21 protein-coding genes are annotated in these 22833 nt (G+C 31.8%); 16 read left to right on the top strand and 5 right to left on the bottom strand.

The window, feature by feature from the left end; all coding sequences use genetic code 11:
- The first annotated feature begins 400 nt into the window (after window positions 1-400).
- Window positions 401-1816, top strand: coding sequence for a replication initiation protein (locus H1A07_RS09425; RefSeq protein ID WP_210145694.1), 1416 nt, complete (start codon window positions 401-403; stop codon window positions 1814-1816).
- 121 nt (window positions 1817-1937) lie between these two features.
- Here the strand turns inward: H1A07_RS09425 and H1A07_RS09420 are convergent, their stop codons facing one another.
- A complete protein-coding gene (locus H1A07_RS09420) occupies window positions 1938-2420 on the bottom strand; it encodes a hypothetical protein (protein ID WP_210145692.1) in 483 nt (160 codons plus the stop codon).
- Window positions 2421-2451: 31 nt separating this feature from the next.
- On the bottom strand, window positions 2452-2736 hold the full coding sequence (locus tag H1A07_RS09415) for a hypothetical protein (RefSeq protein WP_210145690.1): 285 nt from the start codon (window positions 2734-2736) through the stop codon (window positions 2452-2454).
- 178 nt (window positions 2737-2914) lie between these two features.
- On the opposite strand from H1A07_RS09415, the gene H1A07_RS09410 reads away from it, so the two are divergent.
- A complete protein-coding gene (locus H1A07_RS09410; protein WP_210145687.1) occupies window positions 2915-3256 on the top strand; it encodes an HU family DNA-binding protein in 342 nt (113 codons plus the stop codon).
- 24 nt (window positions 3257-3280) lie between these two features.
- Here H1A07_RS09410 and lepB read toward each other — a convergent pair whose 3' ends face one another.
- A complete protein-coding gene (gene lepB / locus H1A07_RS09405) occupies window positions 3281-3934 on the bottom strand; it encodes a signal peptidase I (RefSeq protein ID WP_210145685.1) in 654 nt (217 codons plus the stop codon).
- 467 nt (window positions 3935-4401) lie between these two features.
- On the opposite strand from lepB, the gene H1A07_RS09400 reads away from it, so the two are divergent.
- The gene (locus H1A07_RS09400) at window positions 4402-4920 is read left to right on the top strand and encodes a PKD domain-containing protein (protein WP_210145681.1); all 519 of its coding nucleotides are present in this window, start codon (window positions 4402-4404) and stop codon (window positions 4918-4920) included.
- Window positions 4921-5381: 461 nt separating this feature from the next.
- On the opposite strand, the gene H1A07_RS09395 is transcribed toward H1A07_RS09400, so the two are convergent.
- Window positions 5382-5837, bottom strand: a complete 456-nt coding sequence (locus H1A07_RS09395) for a hypothetical protein (RefSeq protein ID WP_210145678.1) — start codon at window positions 5835-5837, stop codon at window positions 5382-5384.
- Window positions 5838-6095: 258 nt separating this feature from the next.
- On the opposite strand from H1A07_RS09395, the gene H1A07_RS09390 reads away from it, so the two are divergent.
- The 13 genes from H1A07_RS09390 to H1A07_RS09330 all read left to right on the top strand — a co-directional run bounded on the left by H1A07_RS09390 (window position 6096) and on the right by H1A07_RS09330 (window position 21462).
- A complete protein-coding gene (locus H1A07_RS09390; protein WP_210145676.1) occupies window positions 6096-9194 on the top strand; it encodes a MucBP domain-containing protein in 3099 nt (1032 codons plus the stop codon).
- A 37-nt stretch (window positions 9195-9231) separates the two neighbouring features.
- Window positions 9232-9516: a hypothetical protein gene (locus H1A07_RS09385; protein WP_210145673.1), complete on the top strand. Its 285-nt coding sequence runs from the start codon at window positions 9232-9234 to the stop codon at window positions 9514-9516.
- A 366-nt stretch (window positions 9517-9882) separates the two neighbouring features.
- Window positions 9883-10497 (top strand): hypothetical protein, encoded by a 615-nt coding sequence (locus H1A07_RS09380; protein ID WP_210145671.1) that lies wholly within the window; start codon window positions 9883-9885, stop codon window positions 10495-10497.
- A gap of 345 nt (window positions 10498-10842) precedes the next feature.
- Window positions 10843-11082 (top strand): hypothetical protein, encoded by a 240-nt coding sequence (locus tag H1A07_RS09375; protein WP_210145670.1) that lies wholly within the window; start codon window positions 10843-10845, stop codon window positions 11080-11082.
- A 105-nt stretch (window positions 11083-11187) separates the two neighbouring features.
- On the top strand, window positions 11188-11631 hold the full coding sequence (locus H1A07_RS09370) for a hypothetical protein (protein ID WP_210145667.1): 444 nt from the start codon (window positions 11188-11190) through the stop codon (window positions 11629-11631).
- A gap of 9 nt (window positions 11632-11640) precedes the next feature.
- Window positions 11641-13287, top strand: coding sequence for a type I-E CRISPR-associated protein Cse1/CasA (locus H1A07_RS09365; RefSeq protein ID WP_210145665.1), 1647 nt, complete (start codon window positions 11641-11643; stop codon window positions 13285-13287).
- 28 nt (window positions 13288-13315) lie between these two features.
- Window positions 13316-13594, top strand: a complete 279-nt coding sequence (locus H1A07_RS09360; RefSeq protein ID WP_244974199.1) for a hypothetical protein — start codon at window positions 13316-13318, stop codon at window positions 13592-13594.
- Between the two features lie 378 nt (window positions 13595-13972).
- Window positions 13973-15508: a hypothetical protein gene (locus H1A07_RS09355; protein WP_210145662.1), complete on the top strand. Its 1536-nt coding sequence runs from the start codon at window positions 13973-13975 to the stop codon at window positions 15506-15508.
- Window positions 15509-15734: 226 nt separating this feature from the next.
- Entirely contained in the window at window positions 15735-16169 is a 435-nt protein-coding gene (locus H1A07_RS09350) for a hypothetical protein (protein WP_210145660.1), read from the top strand.
- 17 nt (window positions 16170-16186) lie between these two features.
- Window positions 16187-16417: a hypothetical protein gene (locus H1A07_RS09345; RefSeq protein ID WP_210145658.1), complete on the top strand. Its 231-nt coding sequence runs from the start codon at window positions 16187-16189 to the stop codon at window positions 16415-16417.
- A 166-nt stretch (window positions 16418-16583) separates the two neighbouring features.
- Window positions 16584-16766, top strand: coding sequence for a hypothetical protein (locus tag H1A07_RS09340; protein ID WP_210145656.1), 183 nt, complete (start codon window positions 16584-16586; stop codon window positions 16764-16766).
- 78 nt (window positions 16767-16844) lie between these two features.
- Entirely contained in the window at window positions 16845-20087 is a 3243-nt protein-coding gene (locus H1A07_RS09335) for a type IV secretory system conjugative DNA transfer family protein (protein ID WP_210145654.1), read from the top strand.
- 10 nt (window positions 20088-20097) lie between these two features.
- Window positions 20098-21462 carry a hypothetical protein gene (locus tag H1A07_RS09330; protein WP_210145652.1) on the top strand — a complete coding sequence of 455 codons (1365 nt, stop codon included), beginning with the start codon at window positions 20098-20100 and terminating at the stop codon, window positions 21460-21462.
- A gap of 63 nt (window positions 21463-21525) precedes the next feature.
- Here the strand turns inward: H1A07_RS09330 and H1A07_RS09325 are convergent, their stop codons facing one another.
- Complete coding sequence (locus H1A07_RS09325) at window positions 21526-22722, bottom strand: hypothetical protein (RefSeq protein ID WP_210145650.1); 1197 nt, start codon at window positions 22720-22722, stop codon at window positions 21526-21528.
- Window positions 22723-22833 lie beyond the last annotated feature (111 nt).

Raw genomic sequence — 22833 nt, 5'->3', positions numbered from 1 at the left:
ATTTTTTATAAAATTTAGGCTTTTTTGAATAAAGCACCATCAAGGGAAAATAAAAAAATAAATAAGCACCATGAGGGGATGTCCTGAGATTGCGATTAGAATAGTATTTTTCTAAAAAATGAAAACTAGAAAAACACCATGAGGGGATGTATTAACAGATTTATTTTCTTTTTTGTTTGCACTACTATATGTTGTGTAAACAAAAGTTTAAATGCTTTCATGTTTGTGAATAATTTTATTTTTTTGATATTGTATTCATGGAAAGATGTTATTTTGAAGTTGAAATAGTATGTATTCCGTTTTATTTAATTAATTAAAAAAGCAACCTCGCATATCAAGAGGTTGTTTTTATTACCCTTTGGGATATAATTAAATTAAATTTATATTTGGAAGTGATACCATGACAGCTAAAAACAATAAGACAGAAGATAAAATTAAACTAATGCCACTGGTAAAATTTTCTAATTCTGTTAATGATAATCATTTATTTGCAGTGATTGATACTTTTACGGAATTCGAGAATAATTTGTTTATCGCTTGTATTGCACAGTTTCATGACAAAGGAACCAGAATATTATCCTTTGATACTATGGAAATGAAAAGCTTACTAAATTACGACAAACATATTTCGTCTAAGGCATATGCTCAGAAAATAGATCAGGCTTTTGCTAAGTTTCTAAATATTCAAGAGCGGACGTTGGAAAAAAATGATGATGGCGATGATATCTTAACAAGACAACATGTGTTTAACTTAGCTCAAGTTAATTTATCGTCATTTGAAGCTAAAATTCAAGTTAACAGTGCTTTTGCTAAACTCTTTAATGGGCTTGATCGCTGGACACGATTTTCGCTTCTCCAATACACTCACTTAAAATCGATGTATTCTAAGCGGCTTTACAGAAGTTTGAAGCAGTATAGAACTGTAGGAACTCGCAGTTATACTATTGAGGAATTCAGAGAATTATTTACCGTTCCCGAGTCTTACGCACCAGGTAACATTGATCAAAAAATTTTAAAGCCCGTGAGTCAAGAGCTTTCTGCTGTATTTAAAGACTTTAGAATTCAAAAGATATATAAAAAAGGTGGTGGGGTTCGTGGACGAAAACTAGACAAGTATAAGTTTACGTGGAGCCCCGAAAACAATACACAAAGAGATATTAGTATTAATGACCTTTTAGAACAAACTATTGCGATTTATTACATTAAAACGAACAAATTTTTAAGCAAAGAAGATAGATTTAAAGCCATCGATCGATACAAGGGTATTAAATTAGGAACTACTAAAAAGCTTTATGAGAATAAGCAGTCAACGTCCTATTTTTTAGATAAAGCCCCTACTAGCAAAAAGAGTACATACCAACGTATAAGCTTGAAGAAAGTTTCGTCCTATAAGACTCAGGCTGTAGAAAGTTTAGTACTTTTGTATGAGCGCCTTAATCGAGATGGACAACTAGAAAAAAGTGATATTCAAGACTTAGTAGAATTAGAAATCCTACTCTTGAAAAAGCAAGTAAAGGATTTTGCTCTCAAAGTAAAAGAATTCTTGTCTACTCATGATCGTGTGACTAATAACGTAGAGGATGTCATGAAAAAATTTAAAGCTCCTAATGAAGCTGAAATAAATAAATTGAGTGTCAATAACAAAATTTTTGATATCAATCAATATATTTATGATGTGGTCGATGAGGACTCTGTTTTAAGTGATAACCTCTTAGATAACTTGAGGTTAGAATTACCTAATATCCTCTATTCGCAAACAAATGAATATAAGAATCGTAAAACTAACGTAACTGATCGATTTGATGGAATCATCTAAAAAAGACAGCCAATTCCTGGCTGTCTTTTATTTATTTTTAAGTAGTATGTTTTAGTATGTTATAAACATATTTTATGTGTATAAAAATACGTTTCTTTACATACATAATATGCAATTAATATTATTTTGTATGTATAAAATCATTTATTTTATGCTTGTATTCATTAAAAGCTTGTTGTTCTGCATGTTTAAGAGCTTTTACTAGAGTATAAAGTTCAGCAAGCTCGTAAACCGTAATCCAGCTTGTAGATTTTAGAAGTTCTGGTTTTTGCTTATATCTATGCAAGGTGGAATATGGAATATTTGTCAAAGCTGCAATTTTAGATAAAGGAAAATCGAGTCGAAATAAATTTTCTGCTTCTCTAATAAAGAACACTTTGTTTGGAACAGATTGACGTAATTCAGTTAATGATAATGATTGTCCCCTCTTTGTCAGATAGACATATGCTTCATAAAGATTGAATAGAATGTTAGCTATCTGCCAATTCGTAGTTATAAATCTTTCGGGTTGCCGAGAGAGTTTTACAACTGTAGAAAGTGAAATTTTATAAGATGTAACTAGATCTTCAAAAGAAATATTATTAGCTTTAAATTCTGCCAACATCTTAGAAATGTTTTCTGTTTGTTCTTTAATGCTAATCATAGGGTTGATCGATAATAATCCTTTCTGAAAGTTTATACAGCTCATCCTTAACGTTAACATCGTCAATCAATTCTATGAACAAAGATTGAATTTTTAGCGTAGTTTTTTCGTTAAGTCTTTCCTCATTTAGTTGTTTTGCTGTTTCAATAGCATTCTTAATTTCCTTCTCTTTTCCTTCATCTTTAACATATTTTGCTACTTCGCTAATCATACTTATATTTTCAGCCGAAAAGCTAGACGCAGATTCAGCAATAAAATTTAATAATAAGTCGGACATACTACACACCTCAAAATATTATATAATAAATATTCTCTCATATAATACATTATACGTTTTTTCCTTTTCTTAAGCAAAAAATAAATCTTTCTTCTTCATGAGATAATAACAATACCGTTTGATCGAAATATTTGTACAGTAGTCATAAGAACATTTAAAATAACGATAGGGTGATTTTATGAGAACAGTTAACGGTATAACACACATCTATGGAAGAGATCTCATTAAAGATATTTCCTCAGTCTCTGGATATAAACAAACTGTAGTTAAAGATGTCATTAACACGTATAATCAACTTATTGAAGACAATTTGGCTATGGGGAATAGCGTAGTTATTCGAAATCTAGGTACTTTTAAAAATGTGTCTAGTGAAAGAGCAATAACAAATCTTAAAAATATAAAAAACATAGCTAGTGGCAAATTTAATCATAATTATCGAAGAATAAAGTTTGTTCCAGCTAAAAATTTGAATAAAAAAGCTACTGATATAGCGGATCTTATAGAAGAAAAAAAGGCTTAGACAGGTTGTCTAAGCCTTTTTTAGTTAGTTTTCTTCCAACTTCCATTGGTTATTAATGTAATTTATTCGTTCTCTATTTTTAGCCCAAAATGGTACTTTTACAACCCCCTGAATATTATCTTTAGGGACAAAACCAATAGTGCGAGAATCGTTAGATACTTCTCTATTATCACCTAATACAAAGTATGTATTTTTGGGTACTCTGTTACCAACTGGTTGTTTAGACCAACCATCAGCATTTGATACTAAATTAAGTTTTTGGGCTGCATTATACAGAGACATCAAGGTCCAGTTGTTAGATTTAATGGTTTTGCTATCAGTTCCAGCACTTTGCTGCTGGTCAGAGATATAACTTTGATTAATTTTTTTATCGTTAACATAAATAGCATTATCTTTAAACTCTACTTTATCGCCTGGCATCCCAATTACTCGCTTAACATACATTTTTGTTTGCGTAACCGAAGGGTCAACTCCGAGTGCATCAAAGACTATTACAGATCCCCTTTTAATTGGCAATGGCTTAAAACAAAATACTTTTTCACCATTTTCTAAATTAGGATACATTGAAGGACCTGATACGCTAACCGGCTGAACAACGTATTGTCTTAGAAGCAAGACTGTCACAATACCCACAATAATCGGGATAATCCAGCTACCTATCTTTTTAATAAATTGCATATTTTAGATTTCCTCATTTCCTCTCTAGTTTAATTGAGAATAATCTTACTTCTTTTTCTTAATTATTATGAGAAACCTGAAATCTTCGCATTTTTATTTTTTCACAGCTATAAAAAGACTCTCTTTAGCTACCGCACTGGAGATAAAACGTTAGTTTTACCATATTAGCTTTTTAGAAGAACATTTTTTTATTAAGTTATAGTTTGTTAAACAGAAAGTTAGATCTAATTTAGCGTGTTTTCAAATTTTCAATATTATTTTTTCAGTGTATTTAAAACACTCTGTTTTATATCCGTATAGGAAGTAAAACGTACTTTTTTATATTTAAATCAATTAAACCTAACTTCCTTTTTATCGTGAAGCCAAAGAAGATATAAAGCTGTCTTTTTTATTGTTAGTTAAGCATTACAGTATTTTCACTAATTATCAATTATTCTTAAGACAAAGAAATAGAAAGGATCACGTAAATGTCTTCTAACATGGAAATTAAAACTCATGAACCCATATTAATGATTGAAGCCAAAGATGGAAATGGGCAGGGGCAGAAAAATGACGATATAAAAGTATATGTAGAACAGACTGACATCAAAGAACCTTATGAGTTGAGTCAATTGATTAATATATATGCTTGTGACTACTACGATAGAACCATTTTGACTAATAAAGTAATTAGTAATCTTGATAAAATCGACTTTAACAAACCCGGTTTATATACAGTTACAGTAAGTGTATTCGATCAATATCAAAATATGGCTTTTAAAACGTTCAAGATCCAAGTATTAAGTAGGGATGAAGAAAACAAAATACTCACTAAGTCAGAAGATACGAATACAAGTAGAAGGAGTCGCTACCATAAGAAAAAACAAAAACGGACAAAAAGTGAAGTATCGAAGTCAACTAAGAAATTTATCATGTGGGGCGGCATTGCAATTGTCGTTGCCTTCTCTCTACTTTTCTTGATTTCGATAATTTTGATGTTTGTTTAAGTTGGAAAGGAAAAAGCTAGATGGTAATGCATCCCTCTAAATGGAAAAAGTAAGAAAGAACATGCAAACTATTTAGAGATCATTGCTTTCTAAGATGAAAAACAACTATGGATTTATTGCTATTTTTTAAAGTACATGCCTTAGAGTATTTAGTTTTACTATTTTGTTCAATTACTATTCCTATTCTAGCGCCAAGCATATTTCACACAAAGTTTTTTTTTAAGAAAAAAGACACAAGTATGAGCCTTTATATCAATAATTTTTTGTTGATCTTTCTTGGCGGCGGAATAACAATTACTTTTTTAATATTTATCTTGTCATTCGTTAGAATATTTACTAGTGGAGGAACAATTTTATTTATAGTTACTACTATATGTTTATGGGCAGTTATAAATTCTCGAAAATAATCAATTATGATAAGATAATTGATTATCTCTTGAAAAATAAGAAAAGCAGTGTTTCTAACACTGCTTTTTTGCTACACGAGATCTTTCTCTTAATTTTAATTTTTTATTTTCCTCTATAAGCTGCTTATACAATTTAGCAGAGATAGTAATCGTATCTGAATTCTTCAGCGTTCTTTTTTGTCCGGGAATTCCTTTTAATATATCTAAGGAATCATGCTTCTTGTTGTTATTTAGGATTGAATTAGCGTCTTCATTAAGAGACTTGAGGTCTTCCTTAGAAATGAGCATAGTGAGTATTTCAGATGTACTTAATTCAATAGATAATACCCCCTTTTTTATATTGGAATCCCAACTTAGTTTAACTGGAGCATTAATCTGAATCGAATCTCTCCTACTAATAGCTCTTGAAAGTTCTTTATAACTAAAATAGTGTGATACTGCCAGAATGACAATGATAATAAAAAATACGCAAAGTATCGGAACAAGTAATTTCTGGTCTATTGGTAACATAATTGGCAAATTTCGTTAAAAATAGGTCTAACGAAAATAGCCTTTCCCCCCTTTCTTCAATAAGAAAGACTATAACAAAGAGAGATAAAACGACATAATTTCAAAAGAAAACCAAATTATCGTTAGAAGCGAATAGCAACGGCAAGTAAAATACGCAGTATTTTTTTATTTTTTGTAAAATTTGAGCTTTTCTATAAAATTCTCATAAGCTGACAAAATTAGAGCTGTAATAAATAAAAATAAAAAGGAGAAATTTTTATGGCTTTATTTGATTTTTTAGAACCAAGGAAAAAAGAAACAAAGAAAGACTCAAATGATCTAAAAGATATAAAAGATGTCAAAGATCCAAATGAATCACAAGCTGCAACGGATGAAAAAGAATCTCTTGTGAAAACTGAAGTTAAAGCTGATGTTAAAGAAAAAGAGAAGAATGAAAAACAAGAGACTGAAAAAGGATCCCTAGCACCAGTAGTATTAAATGCTCAAGGGAAAAAAGAGAACCTTGTAGAATATAAGAAAGATGAAAAAGCTAAGGATAGTAAAAAAGAAGTAGCAATTCATATTTCGCAGCCACTAATTATTAGCTTTAAGGCTGATAAAAAGACTATTAGAAATGATATTACCTTTACTGGTAAATTTGGTGAAAAATTCGACACCACTAAAATCCCAGTAATCAAAGGCTACAAGTTAAAGGATAAGCTTCCAGATATTACTTTTACTGAAAAGACTCAACATGTCGTTTTAAACTATATCCAGAAAAAGGTTAAAGTTACCTTAGTTCCAGTTAGTGAGGATCTAAAAGAAATTCCAAATGCACAGCATAAAGATATTCGTGTGAATGCAGGAGAAAATGTAGATCCAAAGAACTTCCCTATCGTCTCCGGTTATTATGTTTATAAACAACGTTCTTACACAGCACCAGCTCAAGATGGCAAGCTCAATATTGTTTACGGTGCGTCTAAACAAGCTATTCATATTGTTTATGAAACTGAATCTGGTGAAATTTTAGGCGAAATCATTAAGCATGGTAAGACAGGTCAAAAATATGAAGTCAATCCTAAAGAACGTACTTTTTATGGCTATGAATTAGGTAATTTGCCACAAAATGCTACTGGTATCTTTAAAGAAAATACACCTGATGTAATTATCAAATTCATCCCTATTAAAACTAAATTACAAGTTACCTTCTTAGATGAAAGTGGTAATGAAATTCATAAGCCGCTCAGCTTTGAAGATGGTCATTATAAAGGTGCTTATAACATTACCCTACCTAAAATTGATGGTTATGAACTTACCAGCAATCCTAAGAAATTAAGCGGAGTGTACTCACATGCTGAAGAAAAAGTTGTCCTTCGCTTTAAAAAAGCTGAAGTAAAATTCAAGATCAATTTATGGTTTGATAATAATCATAGTAAGAGCGCTGGTAAAGCAATTGAAGTATCTGGTGTAGTTAACAGTGAATATAACCAAACTGTACCTGTTATTGCCGGATATAAGGCTTCTCAAACTGAATTAAGCGGTACGTTTACTACTAATTCTAAAGATATTGATATCGTTTATACCCCTATTGACTGTAAGATTAAACTCTTCATTGAAGATGAAGCTGGTAGAGTTATCGAAACAGTGAAACCTATTATCAAGAAAGGTAAATGGGGAGATAAATATAAGATTGAGTTACCTGATATTGCTGGTTATAAGAAAACTAAGAATGAGATAACTGGTACCTTTACTGATGTAGAAAAACAAATCATTGTTAGATATATTCCTAACTCTGTTAATATCGTAGTTCGCTATATTGATAGCCTTACTAAAAAGACCATTCCTGAATTCAAAGAAGAAAAGTATACCGCAGTTGTAGGTTCTTCTTATGAAATCGATCCAGAAATTATTGAAGGTTATAAATTAAAAGAACTTCCTGAAAATGCTAGTGGTATTGTCCCAAGTAAAGATGTCATTGTAACTTTTAAATATGAACCTTATAAATCTCAAGTGATTTTGCATTTTTACGATACTACTTACAACACTCTTAAAAAGAACGAAGTAATTGAAGGCTACTTTGGTAACTCAATCAACTATAAGCCAGAAGAAATTCAAGGCTACCAATTTAAATCTTCTAGCGTTCCTTTAGATAGTTCATTTGGAGCATCCCATGTTGATATTGACTTATTATACCAACCTGAATATGTTTCTTTTGAATTAGTACCGGTCGATCAATTCGATAAGGACTTAGGTAAGAAATACCATCAAGTTGTTAAAGGCTTAGTTGGCCAATCCTTTAGCGCTCAGTTACCTTCTATTTCTGGTTACTATGCTGAAAATACCGCTGTTAATGGTCATATTAAAGCTGATTATGATAAAAAACAGTTCAAAATTAAATATCTTCCTCTTACTGCTACTGTTAACATCAGAACTATTATTTCTGGTGGTTCATTAAACGGTCAGACTCCTTTTGAAGATACTGTTATTCATGGCTACATTGGCGAGAAATATGAATACACTGTTCCTAAGTTACTTGGCCACCACAATGACAAGAAAGTAATTTCTGGTATTTTCAGAGATGTCGTGAAGGATATTGAACTTGTTTACCAAGTTGATTCTGAACAATACTTAATCCATTTTGTTGACAGTAATGATGCTTTAGTTGGTGGAATGCAAGAAGCTACCGGAAACTTTGGTGATACCATTGAAGTTTACAAAGCTCTACCTAAGGGCTTTATCTTGCCACCTGGTATGGAATTTACAAAGATTGTTTTAAATGGTTCCCATGTTTACAAAGTGCCTGTTGTACCTAAGCCAGTTACTGTAAATCTGATTGCTCAGACCGAAGATGGCCAACCTCTTAATGGGGTTCAACGTCAAGTGCTTGGTAAATACCATCAAAAACAAGTTTTGGATGTTCCTAGAATTACTGGCTACACTCCAATTAATGGTTCTCAAATTAGTTTGAACTTTGAATTAGGCGAACGCACAGTGCCAATTATTTACCGTCCTGAAGAACGGACTTTAACAGTACGCTACCTATCTACTCAAGGAGAAACTCTTCTCTCCCCTGATGTTATTAAGGGTCACTACCAAGAGGAATACCAAGTGGAAGCTAAACCTATTCCTGGTTACTTTGTTGTTGATACTCCGCTTAAGAGAGGTACTTTCGATCACGATAACTTAGATACAGCCTTTATTTATCGTGCTGGTAGTGATGAATTTAGTCGTGCTGTTGCAGATTTAGAGAATGTTGTTAATAAGCCTGCTGGGGATGCACCATCTGACCATGTAAATCCTCAACCTGAAAAAGTTAATAGAGCTGCCAAAGAGCCTAAAAACCTTATTGATACATTAATGCTTAATAACGAAGATTAGATTATTTAAAAATTAAAAGAAAGGAGGGAATTAAAAATTGGATGAACCAGTCGTACTTAAAATGTCCAAAAGAAATCTGGAACTAATTAAAGCTGTTTTGCCTGGAATTGCTAACCATATTTGTGAAAACACATTGACATCTGGTGACATCGAAAAATTCACACGTATTAGTCAGACATTTTTGAAATTAGACTCTGATAATATTTATTTTAGTGTCGGAGTAGAACTAAACAACTTACACAAACAATTATGTGTATTGAAGCTAGATGAAAGCAGTGCAAACTTTAATCCTAATAGAAAAGTAGCCATTGAATTAAGCTAAAAATACTGTTGCTAAGCCATTTTAATAGTATGTATAAAATATGCTTGTGTTATAATAAAATAATATTTTATACCTAATTAATATGAATTAATTAGATTAATATACATATTTTGTGTGCGTATTTTAACAAAAGCATATTAAAGTATAATAAAGTATGTTTTAATATGATTTAAATTCAAACAAAAAAGGCCGTCAAATGACGACCTTTTTTTATATATATAATCAAACATCATAAAAGAAGGTATAGTCTTGTATCCTAGCTAACAGGCAATACGATCAAATGATAGTCTTAGGATCTTTTGACTATACCCTTAACATTTTAGGGTAGATAGTATTGAATTTCAAGGAATTAGAAAGGAAAAAATAGTGAAAAAAGTTGTATTAGGCACCATGCTAATCGTACTTATTGTAGGTGGATTTTTTGCATATCAAAACTATCGTGAAAATCAAGTTATTAGGGAAGAAGAATTGGCTAAGAAACAATCAATGGAAAGAAAGAAAAAGCTAATTAAGTTTCCTAAAGCTTCTTCACGAACAACAACACAAGCAAAAATATCTTCTGATTTTGCAGTTTCAAACCTCCGTAGGGGACTTACTCTTGTAATAGAATCAATTGGACCTGCAGATATTTCAAAAGGTGAAGAGCTTTCTGATAGTGAAAAACTATCTACAGATAAAAAAGACAGTCTTGATTCGCTTTTCAAAGATTCTACATCGTATGATAGCTTGGCAAAGTTAATCAATTACTCAACTTCTTCTACTGATAAAGAGACTCTAAAAACAACACCATCTGAGGGAACTAACTATACAATTGATTCTCTAGATCTTGTTCCAGCTCATGTTAACAATGATGATAATTACACATTTTCGATTCAATTAACTTTCCACCCAACTGGCTACAACAAATCTACTATAAATCTAATTGGAACTGTTGATAGTTTAACAGGAAAAATTGTGGGAATTGATCCAAACTTCTCCTGATTAACAAGAAGAGAAAAACAAAATCACACAGAAAAAATGGGCAAATTCATCCCCAGACTAAAGTCTAGGGCTTTCTTTGCCCGACATTTAAAACTAAATAAAGCTTACCAAGTATATAAGCTTTATTTAGTTTTGTAAATTTTGACCACCATAATGATTGTTAAAAGTAAAACATTATAAAAGTTACTCTGGAGATTAAGTTCTCTGGAGTGGCTTTTTTATTTTATAATCTATTGATATTATTTTATCAAATTGTAGATTATTTTGTTAAAATGTATTTTATTTTATCAAAAAGATGGTATTATATAGTTGTAAGGAAAAATAAAAGAAATAGAGGTAAACAAAATGGAATACAGAATTTACGCAGGTAACAAAGCAAGTTTGGAAAATGGAATTAACTACTATGATTTTGAGTGTGAACCAGATGACGTTGATGCAGCTTACGATATCCTGGCAGAAAATATTATCTTGAAAAACGATGATGATTTAGTTGATTTTCAAAACTTGGCTGATGACGATGTTGAAATGATGCTTAAAGATGCAGAAAAACAAAGATTTATTTCTGATTATGAAATTAGAAAATAAAAAAGCTAGCCTTAATAAATAAGGCTAGCTCGTAAGGAATGGCGGTGGGTAAACTCATCGCCGTTTTTCATATTATCAAGACAATAGATTTATAGCAAGGGAAAAATGTATTATAGAATTTTCGAAGGAAACAAAGCAAAATTAAAAAATGGATCTTCATACTACTCATTTGAATGTGATCCTGATGATATAGATAAAGCTTACAAATTATTGGCGGAAAATGTGGTTTTAAACAATCAAGACCTTAATAGCCGAGAACTAATTAATTTTCAAGATCTAGCAGACGATGATGTAAAGACTATGTTAGAAGATGCTAAAAAACAAGAATTTATTTCTGATTATGAAAGTTCAAACGAAATGAATGAGTTGGAAAAAGCTATAACTTTGCTTACTAATCGAAAGATAAAATTAAAAGATGTAGCGGCTCGAACCAACATTCCTTACACTACAATTCGTTCTTTTGTTGTAAAACCATCAAAATTAGTAAATTCAGCGTGGGTTACTGTATATAAACTAGCAAAATTATATGATGAGATAAATCAATTTTAGGTGAAAATTATGGACAAACAAGAATTTAATTTAGTAACTGATCCTTGGATTAAGGTTCTAGATGCAAAAGGAAAAACGCAAACTGTTTCAATGCTGAGTGTTTTTGAAAATGCTGCTAACTATAGATCTCTGGCAGGTGAAATGCCTACTCAAGATGCAATTATTTTACGCTTTCTAGAAGCCGTCTTAACCACTGTATATTCACGCTTAGATAGTGGAGACAAGCCTTATTCTTGGATTAAAGTAGATGAAACTTTACAAGCTACTGATTTTAATAATCAGGAAAGTATTTCAGCCGATTTGCTTGCTACATGGAAAAAATTGTATGCAAATAGCAAATTTTCTAATGCCGTAAAAAAATATTTATTAACTAATAAAAGTAAATTTGATTTTAGTCATTTATACCAAGTAGATCTTAAAACTTATAATAAGTTAGTTAATAAAAAGATAGATGTAAGGAAAACTACTGGTAGCGTAAGTGTTAGACAAATAAATCGTAATATTTCTGAAAGTAACAACAGTCCGGCTATCTTTTCTCCAAAGTCTAACAAGCAAAAAGATGAAACTAGTCTTGATGAGCTTATTAGATGGATTATTACGTATGAAAATGCAGCTGGTGTTTCTGATAAAATCAAGGCTACTAAAGAATCGATTTCAGCAGGCTGGTTTTATAAACTAAACTCAATTTATATTGAAGGACAAGATTTATTTCAAACATTAATGCTGAACTTAGTCTTAAATACTTATAAAGGTGACTATAGATTAGAGAGACCTATTTGGGAATTTGATGACATGGGGAAGTATATAGATTACTTAAATTCAATATCAGATATATCACAAGAGTCCATTAGTTTTTTGTATACATTAAGTGATCGACTTTTTCATATTGAATGGAAAAACAATACTCCTACCATCTATGTAGCCGGATTAAAAGGATTCAGTAATACTGATTCATTTAATGAACCTATGGCTATATGGATTTATAACAAGATTTCTCAAAGTTACTATTCAGCCCCAGTATCTTTAGACCAGCTCGAAAGAAAAATGTGGTTGGATTTTGATAAAATTATTCCAAGTGAGAACAATTGTAAGACCTTACCGGGCATCATAAAGTGGCTAATGAAAATTGCAGAAATAAAAAACGTTTCAACATCTGTCATTAAGTTAAGAAGTAGCAATTTGATAAGTGACGGAAAGCCAATGTCTCAGCTTCCTGATGCTGAATACAATCAAACAATGATGATCCCTACATATATGTTTATCGATTCTACTTGGTCTCAAATGCTTCAAAAGATGATCTCTACTATAAAAATAATTCGTAAAGATTATTGGGTATTTATAAATGAGCTTAATAAATTGAGGGGATCTGATGACATCCGAATAGCTAATAGAAATTTAGACGAGTTAGATTATCATTTAAATCAAGCTATCGTAGAATGGTTGCGGTCATTAAATCAAAATAGTGTTACAAAAGACCAACTTAAAGGGCTGTTTGATAAAATTAAAAAGATTCTAAGCATTCAAGGGGAGTATACACTTAAAAATGCAGGTTCAAGAGACATTAGAGGAATAAAAGGCGAAGATGATGAAGTTGTAAACATTTTTGTCCTTTTTAACAGATTTACTTTAAACTATAGAAGACACTTGGACTTATAGATAGGAACATTAAGGGAGAAATAAAAATATGAAATACGCAGTAGTCAATACGCTAAAATTTGGTCGGCATACCGATTACGAAAATGACGAGAGATTAATGACAGCTTTAGATAAAATTGGGGTTGAATGGATTAAGGCAGAAATCTGGAAAGAAAAACATGAGTTGGATTATAGAGATGAAGATTTATTAGCAGTGATTGACCTAAAAAACATTACGCAGCTTAAAGACTTAGCTCTTGAAAATAAAATTTATATCGACTTTAAAAATCATGTGATCGTTCCCACTAGCTATGAAGTAGACGACTAATTTGAAACAAAAAAGCCACTAGTGGCAAGAACTAGTGACAACGACAAAGCTTATATATTTGTTAACCTTTAATACAAGTATATAAGCTTTTTTGATTTTGTAAACTCTGGCCCCAAAAATGCCCCCCAAAAGTAAAACACTATAAAAACATATAAAATAGAAAATACCAGAGTTTAAACATTCAAAACACTGTAAAACACTATAAAATCAAACGATTTGGTCTACTTGACCGCTTTTTTCGTGAAAAGAACAGTTACAAAGATTACCTCTGAATCAAATTTATGGTGATGTTAGCTTTTAAACCTTAAATTACATAATTTTCGTAAACTTCTAATTGAACCCGTATTTGGGTAGTTTTTTAAGAAAGAGGAAGTATTAATGAAATTATCTAATAATGGCACACTTGCTGGGGGAGCTTTATTAGCATCAGCAGGTGCAGCAACAACTTTAGTAACACCATCATTAAATATCACAGCTCACGCAGATGTAAATCCTTACGGAGATATTCAAGGGGATCAAGCATTAGATACTAATACTAACCAACATATTTCTAAAGCATTCGAGTATATGAATCCAGATGAAGCTGCTGCAAGTTGGAAACATAAAGAGGACTGGGAAAAAGAACCAGGTACAGATAATACACAAACTGATTGGGCCATTGCACAAAATACCAATGGGAAAACATCAAGTAATACCTCAGCAAGTGTATATGGAGACTCTTCAGAAGCTAGATTCAATCCTGGCGACAAAGACAACAACAAAATGACATCCCTTGGATGGACAGAAAATGGTAGTGATGATTCGACAATTATTTACTATGGCGATAACGGATCAACTCTAATTATTGATAACAATAACAACAATAACAATAATAATAACAACGGAAATAACTCAAATAATTCCAACAATTTACGCAATAATCAAAATGCAACAAAAACAACCAATGGAACTAATGTGGGAACTGTAGGCAAAGCAGGAAATGGTACACCTTCAACTACCACTAAGCAAATTGGACAAAACATTGAAGGCAATGTTGGTAATAATCTTGGCGTTCAATTAAAAGATGGCAAGTATTTATTTAATGGTAAAGCCGCTCAACTTGAAAAGTTAAGTAATGGAACTTTAGTTGTTAGAACTGCAGATGGACGTACTATTATTGTTGATAATAATAACAATAACAATAATAACAACAATGGAAATAACTCAAACAATTCTAACAACTTAAATAATGGCCAAAACGGAACTAAAACAGGTGGTGCCAATACTGGAAGTACTGGTCAAACTGAAAATGGTACACCTTCAAACAACGTTGAACAAATTGGACAGAACATTAAGGGAAACAGTGATAATAACCTCGGTCTTCAATTAAAAGATGGTCAATACTACTACAATGGCCAAAAAGTTTCCGAAGTTGAAGATAAAGGAAATGGAACTTTTGTAGTTAAGACTGCAGACGGACATACCATTATTGTAGATAACAACAACAATAATAATAACAACAATAACAACGGAAATAACGACAACAATAATAACGATAATACTGGTAACAGTTCAGTTGTAGATAATGATCCTTCAAAGACTACAGCTAACAATAGTACTGCATCTGCAACTATTGATAGTAAGGATAAAAATTCTAAAGATACATCAAACTCTGCTACAACAGATCCAGCAGCTAATGATAAAAAGACTGGTACTGTAGCAGCAGTTTCTACTTCAGGTAGCGGTAATGCTAAGACAACGCCAGTAAGTACCACAGTTGGTTCTGTGAGCAGCACTCCAGTAAGTACTTCAAGTAATGCTACTTTGCCACAAACAGGTGATTCTAATAGTACTCGAGTTGCGTCAACAGTTGCTGGAATTGTAGTAACAAGTATGGCTGCTTTGGGTTTGAAAGCAAAAAAGTCTCTAAACTAAATTAAGTGAAGAAGAAAAATAGTGATTTTAGGTCATCTAAGATCCTATTTTTCTTTTATTTTGCTTTTTTTAGCTATTCACAAATGTAGGTTTAAAAATAATAAATTATGATTTATAAATTACTTTGATTATCGATCGGAGTAAGCTGGCAGGTATTTTACAGAGAGAATTTGGTTCTCTTTGTAATACTTGTAAAATTTATAAACTACATCTAGGAGAGAAGTATATGAGTCAAACTTTGTTATGGGTTAATATCAATCTTTGGTCTAATCATATTTGCGGAGTATTCGCATTTTTAAATGCCTTATGGATGGTTGAAATGTGCATTAATGCATTTATTCAGCGAAAAGAACTTACTAAGTGGGTAGAAGGTAATTGGAAAATCGATCTATTTGTTTGTACTGGACTGAGTTTTGGTGGGTTAGCATCTCTATTTTTACCAGCGCTAAGTCCCTCATTTGGACGAGAAATTTATGTTATTTCAGGAGCAATCTATATTTTAGAAATCTTATTCATGATTGGATATAAGAAAAAGCTTCAAAAGAATATTGAAGATTCATGGTACAAAAATTCAACGATTCCAAGTATTGCTATTACCGCAATTACTTTTGTATCAATGCTTGTTTTTGCCATTTCATCAATTGTCGTTTTTGATTATTAAGAAAGGATGGTAAGAACGTGCCAAGAAGAACTGATATAAGCGAAATACAACAAATGTACGATGAGTATCTTCATGATGTATATGTGATGTTAATTGCTCTTGGATCAAAAGAAGCTAATGCATCTGCTTTAATGAAACAGTTTGAATCTCAAATTAAAAGAGCTTTTGGTTTTGAAACTGTAAAAAGATGTCCTATCGTTACTGCCCAACAAACTGCCCGACAAATCTTTTTTAAAAAGTGGGTTTAGCCCAAAGATTTTCTGCTTTTTCATTTTTTAAAACAAGCAGAGAGAGAATAAAAATTAGGGTGCATTTTTGTTTAGGTAACTTTTTTTGTGATAACTTACTAGTAGAAGTATAAGAAACATTCAATGTATGAGAAGATTGTAAAGTCCTAGAAAGTAGGTAAATAGTATGTTAAACGAAAAAAGAGAAGAAACAGAAAAAACAGACAATGGAATAGAGGTTCATCTAATTCCTGCCGCTGTAACACCTGATTTTGATAAAATGGGTAAAAAAATTACCATTGCTCCCAAAGTGAAAATATTACATGAAATTAAGTTACCAGAAGAGGGAGAGTGGATCCCCCTATTTTAAATGTTTTGAGGAATACGCCTTAATTTAGGCGTATTTTTTTATACTTTAATCATCTTTTATTGAAAAGGGTGATTATAGATGATTGATAAGATAGATCAGTGGTTAAAAAATAAAGAGAAAGAATTTACTGAAGATCTATCTGGCATGACATTGCTAGAGTCTATTGAAGTTTTAGATTCCATAAGAATTACTATTTGGATTTTAGCAACTGTTGTGTGGATTATTTGTGGTATTCAAGTATTTGTTCCATTTCCAAATTTGAATTTCACAATTATAAATATTGTATTGTGGGTTGTTCTTGCAGTTTTGCTGATAGGATCAAGCTTAATTAATTGGCTTATGATTCTTTTTACTACTCGTCGATTAGACAAGAACGAAGATGAACGAGTCAAAATTAATTGGAATTATCTACAAAACTTTTTTTGGCAAGTATCTTACATTATAGGTTGTGTTGTAGCAGTGCCACTTTGCTTTATTGCTATGCCGTTTTTACAATTTTTAAGATTACATCCATCCATGAAAGGCTGGACGTATAAAATGACAGATAAAGTAGCCGGAGATCCAATAGTGAATCGATTATTGTTATTCGGTGCAGCTATTATAGCTGTTTTCTATCTTCATGCACGCTTTAAACACTTATCTGATTTATTTAAAGCTAGAATTCAAGAGTGGATGAAATCTTACGAATTTCGATATAAACCATTGCATGATATGTTATCCGGAAAATCTCAAAAAGACCTAGCTAAATCAAAAAATGAGCCATACATGGTCTTAGGAGAGTCTCTAATTACAGGAGACGATGTCTACCAAACACCGGCATCTAGAAGACAAAATTCAGTAATTTTTGGACCTATTGGAGCAGGTAAAACATCTACTTGGTTTATCCCACAAATGTCTCAAGATGTTCGTAAATTTATTCTTTATTTGCGGACATATCCAAAAAGAGCACTTGATAAAGATTGGAATAAACCGTACGGAGATCAACAGAATTTCCTCAGTGGATTTGGAGTTATTGAGCCAACCAACGATCTATGTAGAAATATTTATGAAATTGCGATTAGTATGGGAGTTCCCAAAGATAGAATAATTTGGTTTGACCCAGAAAATCCTCAAACTCCATCCCTTAATTTAATGGATGGGCCAGTTGAAGCTGTTAACCAAACCTTGACAGATATCATTACTGGATTAAAAAAGAATGCAGACGATTTCTTCTCAAAGACAGAAAGAATGCACTTTACTCAACATATATATCTGCTCAAATATGCCTCAATAATTGAAGGTAAAGCTGCAACTTTTGGTGATCTAGTAAAAATGTACAATGACGTATATGTTGTAGTTGAAAAAAGAGAAGAACTTCGACAATATGTTTCAATTTTGGAAGATAAGCTAGAGGAAACTAGAGATAAGATTGAAAGATTACAACAAGAGGGCGGCAATCGAGAAGAAATAGAAAAGTTAGAAAATAATATCAAAGAGTTAGATAGTAAATATAAGATTAGTTCAGAAACATTATCGTGGTTTGATAACAACATCATATCTCCGCAATTTAAAGATGGGGTTAAAATTCAGCAATCTGGACCACATGCAGGAGAACCAGTATATCAAGATACTCAACGGGAAAACATCACTGGTCTTATCAACCAATTAATTGAAATGTCTAAAAAGAGAGGTTTAAGACGTGTATTATTTGGTAAAAGTAACTTTTCTCTAGACGATGCTATGAAGAATGGCTACATCTTACTATGTAATACATCAAAAGATACCTTAGGTGCTATCTCGGCAAAGATGCTTGGACAAATTTATATCTTGGCCATCCAAGCAGCTACATTCAGACGTAAAGCCAATGTTGATCCAATGTTCCCAATTTATATGGATGAGTTCCCTGATTATTTGACTGCAGACTTTACTGATTTTGCTGCACAGGCCAGAAAGTATAATGTGCCATTAAATATTGCTGCACAGTCTCCAGCTCAATTATCACTAAAAAATGGACCAGACTATTTACGAGCAGTATTTTCTGTCATGTTAACACGAGCTACTTTTGGTGATATGGGAGCTGAAGATGCAGAGACTTTATCAGCATTATTTGGTACACATAAAGTCACTGAAGAATCGTTGCAAAATCAAGAAATTGACTTAGCTGCTAACTCTACTAAAAATCAAACCAGAATTAGCTCGCAAACTACTGAAGTGCCGAATATAACACCAGATGAAATTATGGGACTAGAGAAGTTTACAATCGCTGTAAGAACTCCTGGTGACCATAAATCTCTGATCTTTGACCGTATTAAAGTACATAGAGTCTCAATGGAAAAAATTGAGAATGATGAGAATAACTTTGACTTAAACAAACCGAAGGATAAACAAGCCTATGAGGAACTTAATCGCATAGCACAACATACTAATGCAGAATATGATGAAATTGATAAGGAAATCATTGAGGATCTTAAAGTCGGTAAAATAGAAAAGAATAAGCCTGAACAATCAAGTAACAATGTTCAGACAGTCAAAGATGAAAAAGATGAAATGGTAAAAAAAGTTGGAGTAGGAAAGCTTCCGGGCAAAATAGAAAGCTCAAAGAGCGAAACCACTCTAATAGAAGAAGGCGGAGATCCTTTTGAACTTGAGGGAAATGTAATAACCAGTTCCAAATCTCCAGACCGTGATGAAACTATATCGGACGATCAACTTACAATTGAAGCTGCAAAAGAAGCTGCTGAAAATTCTGTATTTAAATCTCCAAATGGTGGAAATGGAAGATATGATAATAAAATTGAGACTGATTATGATTCATCCCCTGATTTAAAAAAGATATCTAATATAAAAACAGACTCTAAACCAACTGTTTCAGTTACTAAAGTGAAAGAGCCTAAAGAGAAAGATATTAATTCTAAACGATCAGAATCTTCAGCGGAGATAAAACATAATGCCATAGTTAAGATGAAAAATGGATTTAATACAATTTATCATAATGAAAACCTATCTCAGACGGAAAAAATAAAACGACTAAAAGAATACGCTAAGGAACAACGAGAAGCTTTATCACCTATATTCCCAAAGGATATAGATATTATTATGGAAAAATTAAACGGTCGAATATCTAAATTAGAGGATAAAGATAAGAAAGACAATTTCACTCCAATAGAGGTAAAACCTAAGACACCACATAATTTCAATCAAGAATTAAATAATCTTATGAAAAATTATGGTGATGGGCCTTTACCATCAAATCAAAGTCAAAAGAATTTTGAACCTGAAACATCCTTTGATGATAAAGATCCGTTTAATAATCAACCGGGAATGATTTCACATAATGATTGAGGTATAAAAAATGACAGTACAACAGTTAGTAGTTGATCCTAATATATGTTTTGATTGGAAGCGTAGACCACTTGCTGCTAATATAGCAGTAAATAAAAAACCTAAGATTTTAGTAGTGAACGATCTCTGGTTAAATGATTTAAAACAAGCCAATGCTAATGAAATTTATTTGTCTAATAGCGAAAATGCTGAGCTTATTTTTTCCAAAGATGTTGTTTTAAAGAATAATGAATTAAATTTATTAGTCGAGAGCTACTTTAGTTTGGATCTACACAAAAAATATCCCTTTAATCGAAAAACTTTATTAATGTTTTTAAAGCTAATAGTAGTTGCATCTGAAAATGACAAAGCAGATTATCTTGATATTCTCAAAAAGTGGTATCGAAGTACTAAGGATGATCTAAATAATATATTTACTGATCTCAGCAGGGTTTCTAAATCTAAGCCCCTTAGCCAAGCAATCGAGGTATTTAAAGCTAACCCTAAATACACTGAGCAAATGATGGATTTTCTTTGGTCTTTACACGGTACGCACAAAGCTAATAGTCAATATTTCATTGGATCTAAAAGTCGTACTATTGTTATTCCAGCTACTAGATTAAAGAAGAACTCCTATGAATACATGCTGCTTGTTTTTGCTTTATACCATAACTATGATGTCTTACTCGATAGCAATGTTAGATATGACCTCTTTAAAGACTTTCTAAGCAACTCAAAAGCATCCCTGTATATTTATAGGCAAAGTACTGATAACCAGTCTGAAATAGCTAATATTGCGTCTTATACGTCTGATATGTGGAGCTGCGCCCAAAACAGTAATCAAGAAATATTTATTGGATGGTCTTCTAAAAATGCTATTAGAGCATTAAAGGAATACTCAATAAACGATTTTTCTAGATTACATATAAAGAGTCCATATAATACTTATGTAGGGCGGTACTATGCAATACAGGAACAGGATCTAGTTCTAGCAAAGTATGATGATAAAAATCATGGCTGGATTATGTCACCTTTTGACATAGGGTATATTACTGAAAACACAATAGATAAAGACAAAATATATTTATCAGATGTACAGAATGAAATTTTGAATTTAACTGAAATTATTACCAATTTAAGCAAATCTAGTTTTACGTCTGATACAGACGGAAAAGAGATTGAAAAAATAGAAAATAATTATTTTGAAAAAATCAAAGAATTACTAAATTCATTAGAAGAAAAAATTGAACAAGTTACAAATACAAGTAAAGATAATAGTTTAGATTCAAGTGCTTGGTCGAATGATTTAACTAGTTCAGAAGTCAATAGACAGTTTGAAGAAGCTCTATCTAAACAGGATAGTAGCGAAGCTGAGTATACAGATTTTGACCGCTAAGAAAAAACCATTAAATCGAGGGATGAAACCCAGGTTTAATGGTTTTTGTTGTTCATAAGCACATTAGTCAGTGATAGCTGGCATATATTTAAGCCAAAATTCTGTATATTTGTCTGTTGGTGTAATTGAACCGGACATTATTTGTAAAGTTGTTTTTAGGCTGCTCAAATCTAAATCCGTGTAATAGTATTGGAAACCTTGTTGGATAACCGCATTTTTATCGCTTTTCATCCAATCATACGGTGCAATAGTAATTGTTTTTCCATTTCTAAAGATCAGCAATAAGTACAAACTTTTTCCAATTACTACTGAACCAAGCATATTAAATAGCACTGAATTTAATGGGATATAAAATTCGCTATCATCTTTAGTGGAGTAGACAGTTATCTTTTTCAAAGGAATTTTTGCTAAATCCTGTTTAAATGCTAATTCTAGCTTGTGACTTTTCTCAATCCATTTGATATCATCTGCTGAACTCATGATTTCTTTATAGACAGCTTCTTTGGCTTGTTGGTCGCTATTAGCTGCTGATTTTTCTTGAGTTACGATTGAATTTAATAAGTTCGTATCTTGATTTGGTGTTGGTAGTGGATTTTCTACAGAATTGATTGATTCTTCATTTTGAATTGGTTTAGCAGCATTAATAGTATTATTTGTTCTGGCAGGATTATTTAAATAAGAATCTGATTGGTTAGATTTTTGCTTAGTTTCTGCAGTTGTATATTGTTCATATTGTTCAGAAGATTCTACTCTCTGAGTCTGAATATTAGTTGGTTTTGGCTGTAATTCTCTTTCAGTCTGGTTTGTAACTGTATTTACCTGATTGGTATTTTTAACCGTCTTTACCGGTTCGGGATGAGGGATGGAAATAGATGCTGAGTTACTTTGAGTTTGATTTTGTATCTGAGGTTTTGGAATGGAAACAGACACAGAATTGGTATTATTTGGTGACTCTTGAATTGGTGCATTAGAGACCTTTTGAGTAGGTCTTGTTTCTTGCGTATTTTTCATTGCGAAAGTATCATTTTGTGGCACTTGATTTGTAACTGATAATTCATCATTAACTGTTCTTGGCATAGTAGGAAGAGGTTGTTGGTTAATATTTTCAGTAACAGGCGATATTTCCTCTTTTACGGGCTTTTTTTTAGGGGTAATGTATAAACGGTCATTATCATTTTCTATCGGATGATAAGCGTGAAATAACTCATATAAAGGGCCTTTTTTATATTCTTGTAATTTTTCTTTTGTTATCTTATCCATCATTTTTTCCTTTCTAGTGCTCGGGATAAATACTTATAATAGTTAAATGTTAACAAGTTTCCTTTCCTTTTTTGTTTAAACTTATAAAAAGCCATTTTCAAACGTTTTTCC

Origin of the sequence: Lactobacillus taiwanensis (assembly GCF_017894345.1) — a bacterium.
GTDB classification, from domain to species: domain Bacteria; phylum Bacillota; class Bacilli; order Lactobacillales; family Lactobacillaceae; genus Lactobacillus; species Lactobacillus taiwanensis.
This window is presented reverse-complemented; position numbering and strand designations above follow the sequence as displayed.